This is a genomic window from Sphingobium herbicidovorans, from assembly GCF_002080435.1.
GTDB classification, from domain to species: domain Bacteria; phylum Pseudomonadota; class Alphaproteobacteria; order Sphingomonadales; family Sphingomonadaceae; genus Sphingobium; species Sphingobium herbicidovorans.
Genome location: NZ_CP020538.1, coordinates 1,284,560 through 1,299,186 on the forward strand (window position 1 = coordinate 1,284,560; position 14,627 = coordinate 1,299,186).

At 62.7% G+C, this 14,627-nt stretch carries 14 protein-coding genes and 1 pseudogene; 8 read left to right on the forward strand and 7 right to left on the reverse strand.

What is annotated here, in order from left to right; genetic code table 11:
- Positions 1 to 7: 7 nt before the first annotated feature.
- The 3 genes from B6S01_RS06260 to B6S01_RS06270 form a co-directional block, all read right to left on the reverse strand.
- A complete protein-coding gene (locus tag B6S01_RS06260; RefSeq protein ID WP_037464704.1) occupies positions 8 to 1,465 on the reverse strand; it encodes a mannose-1-phosphate guanylyltransferase/mannose-6-phosphate isomerase in 1,458 nt (485 codons plus the stop codon).
- A 94-nt stretch (positions 1,466 to 1,559) separates the two neighbouring features.
- The gene (locus B6S01_RS06265; protein WP_037465203.1) at positions 1,560 to 1,841 is read right to left on the reverse strand and encodes a TFIIB-type zinc ribbon-containing protein; all 282 of its coding nucleotides are present in this window, start codon (positions 1,839 to 1,841) and stop codon (positions 1,560 to 1,562) included.
- Positions 1,842 to 1,843: 2 nt separating this feature from the next.
- Positions 1,844 to 2,554: a Bax inhibitor-1/YccA family protein gene (locus B6S01_RS06270; RefSeq protein ID WP_037464701.1), complete on the reverse strand. Its 711-nt coding sequence runs from the start codon at positions 2,552 to 2,554 to the stop codon at positions 1,844 to 1,846.
- Positions 2,555 to 2,987: 433 nt separating this feature from the next.
- Between B6S01_RS06270 and cysS the strand changes: the two genes are divergently transcribed.
- The 4 genes from cysS to B6S01_RS06290 all read left to right on the forward strand — a co-directional run bounded on the left by cysS (position 2,988) and on the right by B6S01_RS06290 (position 7,476).
- Positions 2,988 to 4,505: a cysteine--tRNA ligase gene (cysS, locus tag B6S01_RS06275; protein WP_037464699.1), complete on the forward strand. Its 1,518-nt coding sequence runs from the start codon at positions 2,988 to 2,990 to the stop codon at positions 4,503 to 4,505.
- Between the two features lie 107 nt (positions 4,506 to 4,612).
- Complete coding sequence (locus tag B6S01_RS06280) at positions 4,613 to 4,969, forward strand: Rap1a/Tai family immunity protein (protein ID WP_051908215.1); 357 nt, start codon at positions 4,613 to 4,615, stop codon at positions 4,967 to 4,969.
- Between the two features lie 113 nt (positions 4,970 to 5,082).
- Entirely contained in the window at positions 5,083 to 6,453 is a 1,371-nt protein-coding gene (locus B6S01_RS06285; RefSeq protein ID WP_037464695.1) for a class II 3-deoxy-7-phosphoheptulonate synthase, read from the forward strand.
- 282 nt (positions 6,454 to 6,735) lie between these two features.
- A complete protein-coding gene (locus tag B6S01_RS06290) occupies positions 6,736 to 7,476 on the forward strand; it encodes a ParA family protein (protein WP_037464693.1) in 741 nt (246 codons plus the stop codon).
- Positions 7,477 to 7,540: 64 nt separating this feature from the next.
- Here the strand turns inward: B6S01_RS06290 and B6S01_RS06295 are convergent, their stop codons facing one another.
- Positions 7,541 to 9,262, reverse strand: a complete 1,722-nt coding sequence (locus B6S01_RS06295) for a fatty acyl-AMP ligase (RefSeq protein ID WP_174525894.1) — start codon at positions 9,260 to 9,262, stop codon at positions 7,541 to 7,543.
- 201 nt (positions 9,263 to 9,463) lie between these two features.
- On the opposite strand from B6S01_RS06295, the gene B6S01_RS06300 reads away from it, so the two are divergent.
- From B6S01_RS06300 to B6S01_RS21580, 4 genes and pseudogenes are all read left to right on the forward strand, one after another.
- On the forward strand, positions 9,464 to 9,988 hold the full coding sequence (locus tag B6S01_RS06300; protein WP_037464691.1) for a regulatory protein RecX: 525 nt from the start codon (positions 9,464 to 9,466) through the stop codon (positions 9,986 to 9,988).
- 70 nt (positions 9,989 to 10,058) lie between these two features.
- On the forward strand, positions 10,059 to 10,586 hold the full coding sequence (locus B6S01_RS06305) for a DUF192 domain-containing protein (RefSeq protein ID WP_037464689.1): 528 nt from the start codon (positions 10,059 to 10,061) through the stop codon (positions 10,584 to 10,586).
- A 50-nt stretch (positions 10,587 to 10,636) separates the two neighbouring features.
- On the forward strand, positions 10,637 to 11,035 hold the full coding sequence (locus B6S01_RS06310) for an NADH:ubiquinone oxidoreductase subunit NDUFA12 (protein WP_037464686.1): 399 nt from the start codon (positions 10,637 to 10,639) through the stop codon (positions 11,033 to 11,035).
- 245 nt (positions 11,036 to 11,280) lie between these two features.
- Positions 11,281 to 11,451: pseudogene (locus B6S01_RS21580) on the forward strand (DUF2155 domain-containing protein); the annotation flags it as partial.
- Between the two features lie 35 nt (positions 11,452 to 11,486).
- On the opposite strand, the gene aat reads toward B6S01_RS21580, so the two are convergent.
- The 3 genes from aat to dnaJ form a co-directional block, all read right to left on the reverse strand.
- Positions 11,487 to 12,239, reverse strand: a complete 753-nt coding sequence (gene aat / locus B6S01_RS06320; protein ID WP_037464681.1) for a leucyl/phenylalanyl-tRNA--protein transferase — start codon at positions 12,237 to 12,239, stop codon at positions 11,487 to 11,489.
- Between the two features lie 132 nt (positions 12,240 to 12,371).
- Entirely contained in the window at positions 12,372 to 13,211 is an 840-nt protein-coding gene (locus B6S01_RS06325; protein ID WP_156103348.1) for a hypothetical protein, read from the reverse strand.
- A gap of 211 nt (positions 13,212 to 13,422) precedes the next feature.
- On the reverse strand, positions 13,423 to 14,562 hold the full coding sequence (gene dnaJ / locus B6S01_RS06330) for a molecular chaperone DnaJ (RefSeq protein ID WP_037464676.1): 1,140 nt from the start codon (positions 14,560 to 14,562) through the stop codon (positions 13,423 to 13,425).
- Positions 14,563 to 14,627: the final 65 nt, after the last annotated feature.

The following is a 14,627-nucleotide window of genomic DNA, read 5'->3' on the forward strand; positions in this document are numbered from 1 at the left end:
GCGCCTCTCAATTCCGCGCGTAGCGGTCTTCATAGCGGACGATGTCATCTTCGCCCACATAGGATCCGGTCTGCACCTCGATGAACACCATCGGGATGCGTCCGGGATTTTCCATCCGGTGCACCGCGCCTACAGGCACATAGACGGACTGGTTCTCCGACAGCAGTTGCACGTCATCACCCACCGTCACCTTCGCCGTGCCTTCCACGACGATCCAATGTTCCGACCGGTGGAAATGGCTTTGCAGGCTGAGCGACGCGCCCGGCAGCACGGTGATGCGCTTCACCTGAAAGCGCGGGCCCACGACAAGGCTTTCATACCAGCCCCATGGCCGGTGATCCTTCGGGAAAGCCTCGGCCTGCGGCGCGCCCTTGCGCTGCAAGGCTTCAACGACCAGCTTCACATCCTGCGTGCGGGACTTGTCCGCGATCAGGACCGCGTCGTTCATCGCCACGGCCACGATATTGTTCAGCCCCAGCCCCACAATCTCCAGCCCGTCGCTTTCCGACCGCAGCAGCGTGTCACGGCAGTCGATCGCCGTCGCCGCCCCGGCCGTTGCGACGCCCTGCTCGTCCGGCTGCGAATGGCTCCACACCGCGTCCCAGCCGCCCAGGTCCGACCAGTCGGAATCATAGGGAACGACTGACAGATTGTCCGCCCGCTCCATGATCGCATAGTCGATCGCGACATTTTCGGCCTGGCTCCACGGCTCCGCCGCCAGCCGCAGGAAACCAAGGTCGCTTTCCGCCTGCTCCACCGCCGAACGGACCGACGCCAATATGCCGGGCGCATGCTTTTCAAACGCTGCGACCAGATCCTTCGCAGCGAACAGGAAAATACCGGCATTCCACAGATAATTGCCCGTCGCCAGCATCTCTTGGGCGCGCGCGATATTGGGCTTTTCGACAAAGCTCGCCAGCTTCACCGGCTGACCCGAACCATCGGGCTTCGCCGCAGCCTCCAGATAGCCATAGCCCGTTTCCGGCCGGGTCGGGCGTATGCCGAACGTCACCAGATCGCCGCGTCGGGCCGCCGCCAGCCCCTTGCCCACCGCAGCATGGAATGCCGCGACATCCGGCACGACCTGATCGGACGGGGCCACGAGCATGACCGCGTCCGGCTCCTTGGCCAGCAGATGCAGCGCCGCCGCCAATATGGCGGGCGCGGTGTTGCGGCCCTCAGGCTCGATCAGGATGGCCGCCGGGTCGATATTTTCCAGCGCCAGTTGCTCCGCGATGATGAAGCGGAACAGCGAGTTGGTCAGCACAAGCGGCCGGGAGAAGGCGAACTGCTCATTCTCCCCGGACAACCTGCGCGCGGCCGAACGGAACAGCGTCGTTTCCCCCAGAAGCGGCACGAACTGCTTGGGATAGGATTTGCGCGACAGCGGCCACAGCCGCGTGCCGGAGCCGCCCGCCAGAATGACCGGGGTGATGTGAAATGTGTCGGCGCTGGAAATCGGCATGGTCCTGTTCACGCAAAGGAAGCTGACGAAGCTCTAGCCGCCGACCGCGCGCACCTCCAACCAAAAAAGGACGGCGCGATGGCCGTCCTTCCGGTTAATCGAAAAGCTCCTCCAGGAAGCTCTTCTTCCGTTTCTTCTGATAATATCGGCCATCGTCTCGGTAATCCCGGTCCGGCCGATAATTTTGCTGTGGCGCGACGCTGGGCGCTGCGCCCTGTCCGGATCGCTCGATGATCTTGTCCAGTTCCCCGCGATCGAGCCATACGCCCCGGCATTGGGGACAATAATCAATCTCAACCCCCTGCCGGTCCGTCATGGCGAGGCCGACATGACAGACCGGGCAGAGCATGGCCGAGACGGCCTCGGCAGTCCGCATCATTATTCCCTTTCGCCCGTCAGGCTGAGCAGCATCTGGAAGAGGTTCACGAAGTTCAGGTAAAGCGACAGCGCGCCCATAACCTGCATCTTCGCCGCGACCTCGTGCCCCGCATAGTGGAAATATTCCGACTTGATGCGCTGCGTGTCCCAGGCGGTCAGGCCGGTGAAGACGACGATGCCGATGATCGAGATCACCATCTGCATGGCCGACGAGCCGATGAAGATGTTGATGAGGCTCGCGACCAGGATGCCGATCAGGCCCATGATCAGGAACGACCCGAACTTCGACAGGTCACGCCCGGTGGTATAGCCCCACAGCGACATCGCCAGGAACATGATCGAAGCCGAGAAGAAGGCCTGTGCGATGCTGCCCCCGGTGAAGACCAGGAAGATGCTGGCCAGCGACACGCCCATGACCGCCGAAAAGGCGTAGAAGGCCATGCGGGCGCCAGCCGTCGTCATCTTTTCGATGCGAAAGCTGAAAAAGAACACGAAGGCCAGCGGGGCGAAGATCGCGACCCACTTCAGGGGCGTGCCGAAAATCGCGGCCGCCAATACCGGTGTATTGCCGATGAATGCGGCGACCAGGCCTGTGATGACCAGACCGATACCCATGTTACGGAAGACGCCCAGCATGTGACTGCGCAGGCCGGCGTCATATTGCGCCGCCTGCGTCGTCCCATAATTCGGTGTACGAACGGGATTGTTCACGGCGTTGAAACTCCATCCTTCAGAATAATTACGTGGATCGAGTGGCCCGGCGCGGTCTTCGTGAGGCTATGAGAGGGGGCGCATAGCCCACGAACCTGCACCGAGCGCACTCGATGCGGTCCGACATCACGTCCAGCTTCCCAAGGGAAGCCATACGCCAGAGGGGCCCGGCCCGCACAAGCAATATCGGTGGTGAAACGCCCAAGCGCAAGGGACCGGCCAATCGGCAACAATTTTTTACAAAAATGGAGGAAGGGCCGCTTGGTCGCTCCTTAACGTCATCCCGGCGAAAGCTGGGATCTCAGGCGATAACATGTGACCTCGAAGAAGACCCTGCTTACGCCGGGATGACGATGAAGTCTTTTCCGCTTGCTCCTCCAACCACGATCCCACCAGTTGACGCCTGCATCGAACCACCGCATGGCTTCGCGCTATGAGCGACCAGTTCACCCCCGCCGAACAGCATGCCGACGCGCCCCTGCGGCTCTTCAACAGCCTGACCCGCACGGTCGAGCCCTTCGCCCCGATCGAAGCGAACCATGCGCGCGTCTATAGCTGCGGCCCGACCGTCTATAACTATGCCCATCTTGGCAATTTGCGCGCCTATGTCTTTACCGACACGCTGCGCCGCACGCTGCTGTGGAAGGGGCTGGACGTCACCCACATCATCAACATCACCGATGTCGGCCATCTGACCAGCGACGCCGATGCTGGCGACGACAAGATGGAGGCCGCCGCCCGCGCGCAAGCGAAGAGCATCTGGGACATTGCGGCCCATTATACCGACGCCTTCAAGCGCAATATCGCCGATCTCAACATCATCGCGCCCAGCGAATGGACGGTCGCGACCGACTATGTCCCGCAGATGATCGAGTTCGCGAAGAAGATCGCGCCCGCCCATTGCTACGAACTGGACACCGGCCTTTATTTCGACAGCAGCACGGTTCCCGATTATGGCGCGCTGGCTGGCGGGCGGGACGATGCGGCCCATGCCCGCATCGATCCGGTCGCGGGCAAGCGCAACCCGTCCGACTTCGCCATCTGGCGCAAATCCCCGCCCGGCGAACAGCGGCAGATGGAATGGGATTCACCCTGGGGCAAGGGCGCGCCGGGCTGGCACCTTGAATGTTCGGTGATGAGCGAAGCGCGGCTTGGCCACCCGTTCGACATCCACACCGGCGGCATCGACCATCGCGAAATCCATCACCCCAATGAAATCGCGCAGAATCAGGCCTATTGCGCCTGCAATGACGCGCAGCCCGGCTTTACCGGCGCAAAATGGTGGATGCACAACAACTTCCTGGTCGATCGCCAGGGCAAGATGAGCAAGTCGAAGGGCGGCTTCACCACCCTGTTCTCGCTGATCGATGCGGGGGTGCATCCCCTTGCCTACCGGCTGCTGTGCCTGGGCGCGCATTACCGCAGCGAGCTTGAGTTCAGCGCCGATGGCGTCGCCGCCGCGCTTACCCGGTTGAAGCGCCTCATCATGAGCGTCGAAAATCTCAAGAGCCGTGCGGAGGGCGTCACCTGGCAGTCGCCCCGCCTCGATTATCTGCGCGCCAATCTCCATCCCAAGCTCGCGCCGCTGCTCGAACAGTTCGACGCCGCGCTGAGCGACGATCTGATGACCCCCCGCGCGCTTCCGCTGCTTGAGGAGGCGATCGCGCTCAAGAAGGTGCCGGTCGATGAGAAGCTCTGCCTGCTCGCGGCCTTCGATCAGGCGCTCGGACTGAACCTGCTGACGCTCAGCCGTGCCGACCTGCGGCTCCAGCCCAGGGATGTGCAGATCACGACGCAGGAGATCGAAGCGGCGCTCGACCGCCGCCAGGCCGCGCGAGCCGAAAAGGACTTCGCCCTGTCCGACGAAATCAGGGACAGCCTGATCGCGCGCGGGATCGAAGTGATGGATGGCGATCCCCTCCGCTGGGAATGGCGTCTTAATCTAGGGTAAAATCTCTATTTACCAGAATGTTACGGTAACGGCCTAATCAGCCAAGCGGTGCTGATGTTGCGCCAGCCCGGCTGGACAGAAGGCCGCGAACGGCGCACCTTCCGGCCATGAAAATGCACATTCTGGCGATCATGACCGCGTTTGCCGCGGCAACCCCTGCTCCGGCTGCAACCGCGCAGGTCTTCATGTTCGAAACCGGGACCACCCTGCTCGCCAAGTGCCGCAACAAGGCGCCGGAATATGCGCTGGCCTGCACCGCTTACATTGTCGGGGCCGTTGACGGCATCAAGAAGGACGTATTCATCGGCCGCGCCCAGCCCAATTGCTGGCCCAACCAGATGCAGGCGGACGACGTGCGGCGGATCGTCGTCACCTATCTGGAACGCTATCGGGACCAGCGGAACGCCCCGGCATCGGTGCTGGTCAGCGTCGCGCTGAACGGGCGTTATCCCTGCGAGAAGTAAGGCGGGCCGAATTGCCTCCCGGCCCCAAAACGCCTTCCACAGCTATAAACTTGCGTTAGCCCCTTCATCATCGTAGGTGCGCCCCCTATTTTTGCATTTTTGGGAGACTCACTGTGACGGCGAAGTGGACGCCGGAAAGCTGGCGGGAGCATAAGGGCATTCAGATGCCCGTCTATCGTAACACGGAGGCGCTTGCCGCCGTGGAGGGCCAGCTCAGCCAGTTTCCCCCGCTCGTCTTTGCAGGCGAAGCGCGCAATCTTAAAGCTGAACTCGCCAAGGTCACCAATGGCGAGGCTTTCCTGCTGCAGGGCGGCGATTGCGCCGAAAGCTTTGCCGAGTTCCATCCGAACAATATCCGCGATACGTTCCGCGTGCTTTTGCAGATGGCGGTGGTGCTGACCTTTGCGTCCAAGCTGCCGATCGTGAAGGTCGGCCGCATGGCGGGCCAGTTCGCCAAGCCGCGCTCGGCCGATACCGAGACGATCGGCGGCGTGGAATTGCCCAGCTATCGCGGTGACAATGTCAACGATATCGGCTTCACCCCGGAATCGCGCGAGCCTGACCCGGACCGCATGATCCGCGCCTATAACCAGTCGGCTGCGACGCTCAACCTGCTGCGCGCTTTTTCGACCGGCGGCTATGCCAGCCTTGACCGCGTGCATGGCTGGATGCTGGATTTCATGGGCCGCAGCCCACTGGCCGCGAAGTTCGACGCTGTCGCCGATCAGATCGGCCAGGCGCTCGACTTCATGCGCGCCTGTGGCCTGTCGCCCGAAACGGTGCCGCAGCTTGGCGGAACCAGCTTCTACACCAGCCATGAGGCGCTGCTGCTACCCTATGAGCAGGCGCTGACGCGGCAGGATTCGCTGACCGGCGACTGGTACGACACGTCCGCGCACATGCTCTGGATCGGCGATCGCACGCGGTTCGAAGGTTCGGCGCATGTCGAATATCTGCGCGGCATCGGCAATCCGATCGGCATGAAGTGCGGCCCCAGCCTTGAGCCCGACGCGCTGATCCGCCTGCTCGACATACTGAACCCGTCGCGCGAGGCGGGCCGGATCACGCTGATCACGCGCTACGGCCATGACAAGATCGAGGCTGGCCTGCCCAAGCTGGTCCGCGCCGTGATGCGCGAAGGCCATCCGGTGGTCTGGTCCTGCGATCCGATGCACGGCAACGTCATCAAGGCGGCCAATGGCTACAAGACGCGTCCGTTCGACCGCATCCTGGCCGAAGTGCGCGGCTTCTTCGCCGTCCATCGTGCAGAGGGCAGCTTCGGCGGCGGGATCCATGCCGAAATGACCGGGCAGAATGTGACGGAATGCACCGGCGGCGCCATCGCCATCACGGACGAAGGCCTTGCCGACCGCTACCACACGCATTGCGACCCGCGCCTCAATGCGGCGCAGAGCCTGGAACTCGCTTTCCTGCTCGCGGAAATGCTGAACGAGGAACTGAAGGAACGCCGGGCAGCCGCCTGATCCTTTCGCAATCGAGAAAAACAGTCCCGCCGCGACGATTGTTCGCGGCGGGATTTTTTTACGGCAGGACCATACCCACCGTGGTCGAGCAGGGCGCACATTGCAGCTGGGAAAGCCGCGCACATGTGAAAAAGGTCTATGCCATCTATCGGCCCATTTTGCAGGGATTTGCCACGGGCTGCGCGGCCCTGCGCTCCCTTCCGCAGCGGGCGCCGTCACATGGGCGTAACAATGTCATGATTGGGCGCTTGCTTTCGCGGTGCAGCAATATAGCCTCCGCTCATGGCAAAGGAACCGCAGTTGGCGACCATCGCCGTCTACAGCCTCAAAGGGGGTGTTGGCAAAACCACCTTCGCGATCAATCTCGCCTGGGCGTCGGCCAACATCTCGAAAAGGCGCACGCTGCTGTGGGATCTTGATCCACAGGCGGCGTCGAGCTGGCTGCTGTCAACCGACGCCGAAAGCCGCGATGCCGCGCAGGCGATCTTCAGCAAGGATGTCGATGTCCGCAAGCTGATCCAGCCTTCAACGGTAGCGGGCCTTGACCTGATCGCCGCCGACACATCGCTGCGCAGCCTAGACCACCTGTTCCGCGAAATGGACAAGAAGAAGCGGCTCGCCAAGCTGATCGAGAGCCTTGGAAAGGCCTATGATCGCATCATCCTGGACTGTCCCCCCGGGCTGACCGAAACCAGCGAGCAGGTGCTGCGCGCCGCGGACATGATCGTGATCCCGGTCATCCCCTCTCCCCTCGCCCAGCGCGCCATGGGGGAAGTCGCCCGCTATCTGGTGCAGCGTGGCGGCACACATCCGCCGATCATGCCCGTATACTCCATGGTCGATCGCCGCCGTGCGCTCCATCGTGCGGCAATCGAGGCCCAGCCCGACTGGCCGGCCATCCCCATGGCCAGCGCCGTCGAACAGATGGCGGTACGCCGCAAACCACTGGGCGCCTTCGCCGCCAATTCGCCATCCGCCCAGGCATTCGCCCGCATGTGGACAGGCATCGAACGGCAGCTGTAGACGCGTTAGGACCGCGCTTTCCGACTATCTATCGACATCAGCAGTTAACGCATGTCACGCGCCGTCAGGCGGCGATGTCGTAGGGCCGGATTTCGCCGGTCAGGTAGAGATTGCGCGCCTTCGACCGGCTCAACTTGCCGGAGCTGGTGCGCGGCAGGGTGCGCGGCGGCACCAGTTCCACGACGCAGTTCATGCCCGTGATCGCCCGGACCCGTTCGCGGATCTGGTCGCGCAGGCGCGTCCGTTCATCATTATCGGAGGTCCGGCAATGCACCAGCACGGCGGGGGCTTCCTCGCCACCCGGAGTGGTGATGGCGAAGGCGGCGATGTCACCCTGCTTGAAACCGGGCAGCTGCTCCACCGCCCATTCGATGTCCTGCGGCCAGTGATTCTTGCCGTTGATGATGATCATGTCCTTGGCGCGGCCGACGATATAGAGATAGCCGTCGCTGAGATATCCCATGTCGCCCGTGTCCAGCCAGCCGTCGGCCATGCAGGCGTCGGTAGCTTCCTGATCACGGAAATAGCCGACCATCAGCGACGGGCCGGTCGTCCATACCTTGCCGATCTGCCGCTCGTTCAGCTTGGCCCCGTCCTCGTCACGGATCTCGACGATCATGTCGCGCGCGGGCTTGCCGCAGTTGACGATGGAGCGGAAGCGCTGCGGACGTCCTTCGGTCGCGTCGCCGCCGGACAGGTCGGTTTCCTCAACCAGCTCGACGATGATACCTTCGCCCGGCGGCATGATCGTGACCGCCAGCGTCGCTTCGGCCAGGCCATAGCTGGGCAGGAACGCACGGGGGCTGAAACCCGCGTCGGCAAAGGCGTCGACGAAGCTCTGCATCACATCGGGCCGGATCATGTCCGCGCCATTGCCCGCCAGCCGCCAGCGCGACAGGTCGAAACGGTCCTGCGCCTTGGTCTGGCTGGACATGCGGCGGGCGCAAATATCATAGCCGAAGGTCGGCGAATAGCTGATCGATGTGCCTTCGTTGCGGCTGATAAGGTCCAGCCACGCCAGCGGGCGGCGCGCGAAATCCTCGGTCTTCATATAATCGGTCGATACCTGGTTGGCGACGACCGACAGGAAGCAGCCGACCAGCCCCATGTCATGATACCAGGGCAGCCAGCTGATGCAGCGATCGCTGTCCTGCAATTCCATGCCATGGCTGTGCGCGGCCAGATTGCTCAGCAGCGCATGATGCGTCACCGCGACGCCATGGGGGAAACGGGTCGAACCGCTGGAATATTGCAGATAGGCGATTTCATGCGGCTGGGCCTGCGGCAACTCCACAGGGCTAACATCCCGCGCGATGAAATCTTCAAACGCGATGCTTTCGACATTCTTCTGACGGCCGGACTCTCCGGCCATCTCCTCCAGTTCCTTGGGGAACAGGAACAGCATCGGGTCGCAGCTCGACAGCTGGACATTCAGCTGGTCGATATAGCTTTCCTTGCCGCCGAAGCTGGTCGGCAGCGGCAGCGGCACTGGCCATGCGCCAGCATAAATGATGCCAAAGAAAAGCTGCGCGAAATCGGGACCGGTCTCGGCTACCAGCGCGACGCGATCTTCCGGCTTCACCCCATGGGCGATCAGCCGATGGGCGCAGGCGACCGCATCGTCCCGCAATTCGGCAAAAGGATAGGCCCGCGCGAGATTGCCGCGCGCGTCGTGAAAATTCAGGCCGCGCTGCCCCTGCGCCGCATAGTCGAGCGCTTCACCCAGCGTCCCGAAATCGGAAAATCGCCGGGGAAGGACGTCATTGGTCGGCGTCGGTGCCATCATGCTTTGCGAACCCGTCATATTGGTGTCACCCAATTTCAATCTTGTCATCCGGGCGGCCCGCTATCATCTTTGCAGCACGGATGCACCGGATAGTTGCATTCCAGTGTCGCCTTCTACAGCACAAGGCGCGGTAAAATTCCGGCCCCACTGTGGCATAATCAAGGCGGCAGTTGCATAAACGCTCGCCATGAAGGCGCTCACATGACCGGCAAACGGCCCCGTCCCCCGCTCGATAGCGACAGCATGCGCGATATGGCCTTGCGCTATGTCAGCCGTTTCGCGACCAGCCGGGCCAAGCTGCTTGCCTATCTCAATCGCAAGCTGAAGGAGCGCGGGTGGGACGGCGAAGGCGCGCCGCAGCCCGAGCAGCTTGTCGAGCGGCTGGCCGAACTGCGCTATGTCGATGACCGCAGCTTCGCGGTGATGAAAAGCGCTTCCTTGACCCGGCGGGGCTATGGCGCCCGCCGCGTTGCCGAAACACTGCGCGCAGACGGCATCGCCGAAACCGATCGCGAAGAGGCGGACGTACAGACCCAGGGCGAGGCATGGGCTGCAGCCGACCGCTTCGCCCGCCGCAAGCGCATCGGCCCTTATGCGCAGGCGAGCCCTGATCCCAGGCAGCGCGAAAAATGGATCGCCGCCTTCCTCCGCGCGGGCCACAGCTATGTCATGGCGCGCCGCTGGACCGACGCTGTCCCCGGCGAGCCGCCAGAACCGCAGGAATAACGGGGTTAACGCGAAGCCGCGCGAACGGAAACTGTGGCGCCCGCCCCTGCCGATAGGCTAACCCATCGGCATGCGGATCATCCCCACCCTGTTCCTCGCCCTTCTGGCCGCCTGCTCCCAGACAGCGCCGACATCCGAAAAGGCGCCCGCTGCAACGACGCAGCCGAGCGCCGCTCTACCGCTCATGATTCAGGGCGCGAAGGGCACGCATCGCTTCACCGTTGAAACCGCCCTGACCGCAGATGAGCAGGCACAGGGCCTGATGTTCCGCAAGTCGCTGGACGCCGACGGTGGCATGCTGTTCCCGATGAATCCGCCGCGCATCGCCAGCTTCTGGATGAAGAATACGGTGATCCCGCTGGACATGCTGTTCATCCGCACCGATGGCAGCATCGCCTTCATCGCCGCCAACACCGAACCCTATTCACGCGAACCTGTGTCGGCAGGCGTTCCTGTCATCGCCGTCCTGGAACTGCGCGGCGGGCGGGCGGCGGAGCTTGGCATAGCGGAGGGGGATCGCGTCTCCTGGGGCCGGTGCGCCGACCCGGCGGGAAAGAGCCGTCCGGGCGTCGATTTCTGCCCGACGCAGGCGCGCTGACGCCATATCCGCCTTGCCAATTCCTTGCCTCGGGCTTAAGCGCAAGCCCCATGGGAATCCTGGCCAATATCTTCACCTGGTGGAATGGCGCGACCATCGGCACCGCACTCTACACCTCCCGCAAGGGCAAGAAGGTGGGCGAGGACCATCAGGGCAATATCTATTATGAAGGCGGCACGGACGTCCACGGCCGCGCCCGCCGCTGGGTGATCTACAACGGCAACAACGACGCCAGCCGCGTGCCGTCGGAATGGCATGGGTGGCTGCATCACACGATTGACGGCACGCCGGAAAGCCTGCTGCCCCCCGCGCGCATATGGGAACGCGACTATACGCCCAATGCGACTGGCACCGCCAATGCCTACCGGCCTTCGGGTGCGCTGGAAAAGGGCGGTCAGCGCCAGCGCGCGACCGGGGACTATGAAGCGTGGAGCCCCGACGCATCATGATTCGGCGTCGGGCGGGGACGGCCCTGCCGATCCTGCGCCTTGGGTCGATCCTTGCTTCCCTGTCGATGCTGATCGCGTGCGGCGGCGACGAACTTCCGACCGCCAACCAGACAGGACCGGTGAAGATCAAGGGCGAGAAGATCCGCAACGGAGACTCCTCGGCCCTGCCCGGCACTCCCATGGAGGAGCGCGTCGCCGTCATCGGCCTCCTCAACAAGCGCAACGGCATCACCACCGACCTCACCATGAAGCCGGGCGACGCCCTGCGCGCGGGCGACGCCATCGTCCGCCTGCAGGCGTGCGAGACGTCCGCTCCGTGGGAAAATGTGCAGGAAACCGGGGCCTTTGTGCAGCTCGACGTCCGCAGCACCGCCGACAATAAATGGCGCCGCAACTTTTCCGGCTGGCTGTTCAAGGAACGGCCCGACCGCAATGTCGTGCAGCACCCGATCTATGACGTCTGGGTCAAAAGCTGCACGATGTCGTGGCCCGAAAGCGGCCCTGACACGGTGAAACTGGGCGGCAAGGGCGAACGTCCCGCCGGCGCATCACCGGCCAGCGGCGCGAACGCCAGTTCCGCCCAGGAGCCGGAGCCTTCCGCGAGCACGGACCTTCCCACGCCCAGCGGCACCCCGCCCAGCGCACCTTCCAACAATCCCAGATAATCGCGCTGGCTGATCTCGATCGCGCCCAATGACCGCAGATGTTCGGTCATGAACTGGCAATCGAGCAGGGTGAAACCGGCAAAGAGCATCCGGGCCGTCAGCCAGGCGATCGCGACCTTCGACGCATCGGTCCGCCGCGACACCATGCTCTCGCCGAAAAAGGCTTGCCCCAGCGCCACGCCGTAAAGCCCGCCCACCAGTTCCTCGCCGTCCCAGACCTCAACCGAATGGGCAAAGCCGATCTCGTGCAGATGGCGATAGGTCTGCTCAATCTCTCGATTGATCCATGTCGATGGCCGGTCCTCCGCCGCTTGCGCGCATAGCGAAACGATGCCGCCAAAGTCGCGATTGGCCGTCACCCGAAACCGCTCCCGCCGGATCGTCCGCGCCAACGAACGGGACAGATGAAAACCACGCAGCGGCATGATCGCCCGCCGCTTCGGCTCGATCCAGTAAACCTCTTCGGCGTCCCGATCGTCGGACATGGGAAACACGCCGATGGCATAGGCCTGCAACAGGACCAGGGGATCGATCGTCATCAGGTGAAGGCTTAGCGAGCGGAGCGCCGGGGCGCTAGGGTCACTTTGCGCGCGCGGCGCGGCTGGCATGGTAGAATGGGTGGATTTAAGACTGTCGGGTTTCGGTTGGGATTGGGTAATAGTCGCTATGGCTCATGTCGCCGGAGCCATCCACAGCGCCTCGTGCGGAAACGGCAGCCGGACGCTGGCTGCGAATTTTTTGCCATCGATCTCGATGGCCCCCTTTTCTTTACGGCTTGCTAGAAATGTCCGCAAAGCTGGTAGCTCAGCCGATGATATAAAAAGGCTGTATGAGTCACCTCGCTTGCGAGTGACAGGATCATCTAGGCCCGGCCAGCGCTTCGGCCAGACGATGGATCGATCAGTAGCATATTCGTAGGGCCATATCATAACCTCAACTTTATCTGGCCACCAAACTTGAGCTGTGGAAGGTCGGAAGCCTCGAAGCTGATCGAAGGCTTTCGTAATCGCTGTCGGCACTTTTTCACGCACCGATTCATCATCCAGCGACCCATAAACCGAAATATAAAACGGCCCCTTGTTCCCGTAGACGAGCAGTGTGTTTTCGGGCTGATCTGTAGCACTGGCTGCATCATAGCCACCTGCGAGCGCCGCCAATTCAGGATTTGCGAAGGCTCCAATCAAGTCTGCTCGTTGGTTGTGATCCAGCTTGGTTGATTCAAAACCCGATTTAGTTCGAAAGATTGCGGTTCCGTCACTGTAAAGAACGAAGGCAGGCGAGTCGGAGCCGACCACCATAAGCCAAGGGTCGGACGTTAACAGGACAATCAAGGGATATGGTGTTGGGGAGGCTCGCGCCGCTGCAAGCGCTAGCGGCCGATGAAAGAAGACGACCTGCTTTTGATCGGCTTTGACAAATATCTTGTTTTTGGAGCCTGCGTCGTCATCGCAAGCAACTATCAACAAAACAACCGCTGCCAGCGCCAAGTAAATATGTGGTGTTCGCCTCATCAGCGGAAGATGAACGAGTGACTGCTTTCAGGCAAGCTACGGTGAACGCGAAGGTCACCCTTTGGTCGTGAGCGGCCGTCAGGAGATCAGCAGCCGTGCACAGCATTTTCATTGATGGGCGCGAGTTGATCCGCCAGGCTGACCCCATGGCACGCAAAGGCCGGGAAGCGCCCTCGCCCCCGGCCTTCACATGATCCGCAAACCGGGAGCGTCAGTCGCCCCACAATTCCTTCAACTTGCTGAAAAAGCCGGTCGATTGCGGGCATTCTTCGCCGGTTTCCGTGTCTCGGAATGCTTCTAGCAATTCGCGCTGCTTTGCGCTGAGCCGGGTTGGCGTTTCCACTTCGACCTGGATGACCAGATCCCCCTGGCCCCTGCCGTTCAGCACCGGCATGCCTGCGCCGCGCTGGCGGATCTGCTTGCCTGACTGGATGCCGCTGGGGATTCGGATCTCGTGCCGCTGGCCATCGAGGCCGGGCACTTCGATGCAGCCGCCGAGCGCCGCCGTGGTGAAGCTGACCGGCGCACGGCAGAAAAGCGTCGTGCCATCGCGTTCGAACAGCGAATGCCGCTTCACATGCAGGAAGATGTAGAGGTCGCCCGCTGGCGCGCCACGCGCGCCTGCCTCGCCTTCGCCCGACAGGCGGATGCGCGTGCCGTCATCGACACCGGCGGGAATATTGACCGACAGCGTCTTGGGCTTGTCCACCCGTCCTTCGCCGCGACAGGAGCGGCAAGGGCTTTCGATCACTCGGCCCGCGCCATGACAGCTGGGGCAGGTGCGCTCGACCACGAAGAAGCCCTGCTGCGCCCGCACTTGGCCATGACCGCCGCAGGTGCCGCAATTCTTGACCCCGGTGCCCGGTTGCGCGCCCGATCCGTCACAGCTTTCGCACGCGGCGGATACTTCGATCTCTATCTCGGTCTTCTTGCCATGATAGGCTTCGTCGAGCGTGATCTCCATGTCGTAGCGCAGGTCAGCGCCGCGCCGCTGCGCCTGACGGCCGCCGCCGCCAAAGCCGCTCTGGCCGAAGATCGTCTCGAAAATATCGCCCAGATCGGAAAAGCCGCCCGCGCCACCGCGTCCGTTGAAACCGCCGCCGCCGCCGCCATTTTGCGCGTTGGTATAAGCCTCATGACCATAGCGGTCATAGGCTGCGCGCTTCTGCGGGTCTTTCAGGCATTCATAGGCTTCTGACACGGCCTTGAACCTGGCCTCGCCATCGCTGCATCCCCCGGTCTTGTCCGGGTGATATTTCATCGCCAGCTTGCGATAGGCGCTCTTGATGGCCGTGGCGTCCGCCGTGCGCTCCACCTCGAGCAGTGCGTAATAGTCCAGTTCGGTACTCATTGGGGCCCCCGCCCGCTCTGCCCGTCACCCCAGCAAAAACTGGGGTCTCTCTCGATCACGGGCAT

What these genes read in the sequence shown, in the direction of transcription:
- B6S01_RS06260 (WP_037464704.1), bottom strand. Translation starts at nt 1,465, where the DNA reads ATGCCGATTTCCAGCGCCGACACATTTCACATCACCCCGGTCATTCTG.
- B6S01_RS06265 (WP_037465203.1), bottom strand. Translation starts at nt 1,841, where the DNA reads ATGCGGACTGCCGAGGCCGTCTCGGCCATGCTCTGCCCGGTCTGTCAT.
- cysS (WP_037464699.1), top strand. Translation starts at nt 2,988, where the DNA reads ATGAGCGACCAGTTCACCCCCGCCGAACAGCATGCCGACGCGCCCCTG.
- B6S01_RS06280 (WP_051908215.1), top strand. Translation starts at nt 4,613, where the DNA reads ATGAAAATGCACATTCTGGCGATCATGACCGCGTTTGCCGCGGCAACC.
- B6S01_RS06290 (WP_037464693.1), top strand. Translation starts at nt 6,736, where the DNA reads ATGGCAAAGGAACCGCAGTTGGCGACCATCGCCGTCTACAGCCTCAAA.
- B6S01_RS06295 (WP_174525894.1), bottom strand. Translation starts at nt 9,262, where the DNA reads ATGATGGCACCGACGCCGACCAATGACGTCCTTCCCCGGCGATTTTCC.
- B6S01_RS06300 (WP_037464691.1), top strand. Translation starts at nt 9,464, where the DNA reads ATGACCGGCAAACGGCCCCGTCCCCCGCTCGATAGCGACAGCATGCGC.
- B6S01_RS06305 (WP_037464689.1), top strand. Translation starts at nt 10,059, where the DNA reads ATGCGGATCATCCCCACCCTGTTCCTCGCCCTTCTGGCCGCCTGCTCC.
- B6S01_RS06310 (WP_037464686.1), top strand. Translation starts at nt 10,637, where the DNA reads ATGGGAATCCTGGCCAATATCTTCACCTGGTGGAATGGCGCGACCATC.
- aat (WP_037464681.1), bottom strand. Translation starts at nt 12,239, where the DNA reads ATGACGATCGATCCCCTGGTCCTGTTGCAGGCCTATGCCATCGGCGTG.
- B6S01_RS06325 (WP_156103348.1), bottom strand. Translation starts at nt 13,211, where the DNA reads ATGAGGCGAACACCACATATTTACTTGGCGCTGGCAGCGGTTGTTTTG.
- dnaJ (WP_037464676.1), bottom strand. Translation starts at nt 14,562, where the DNA reads ATGAGTACCGAACTGGACTATTACGCACTGCTCGAGGTGGAGCGCACG.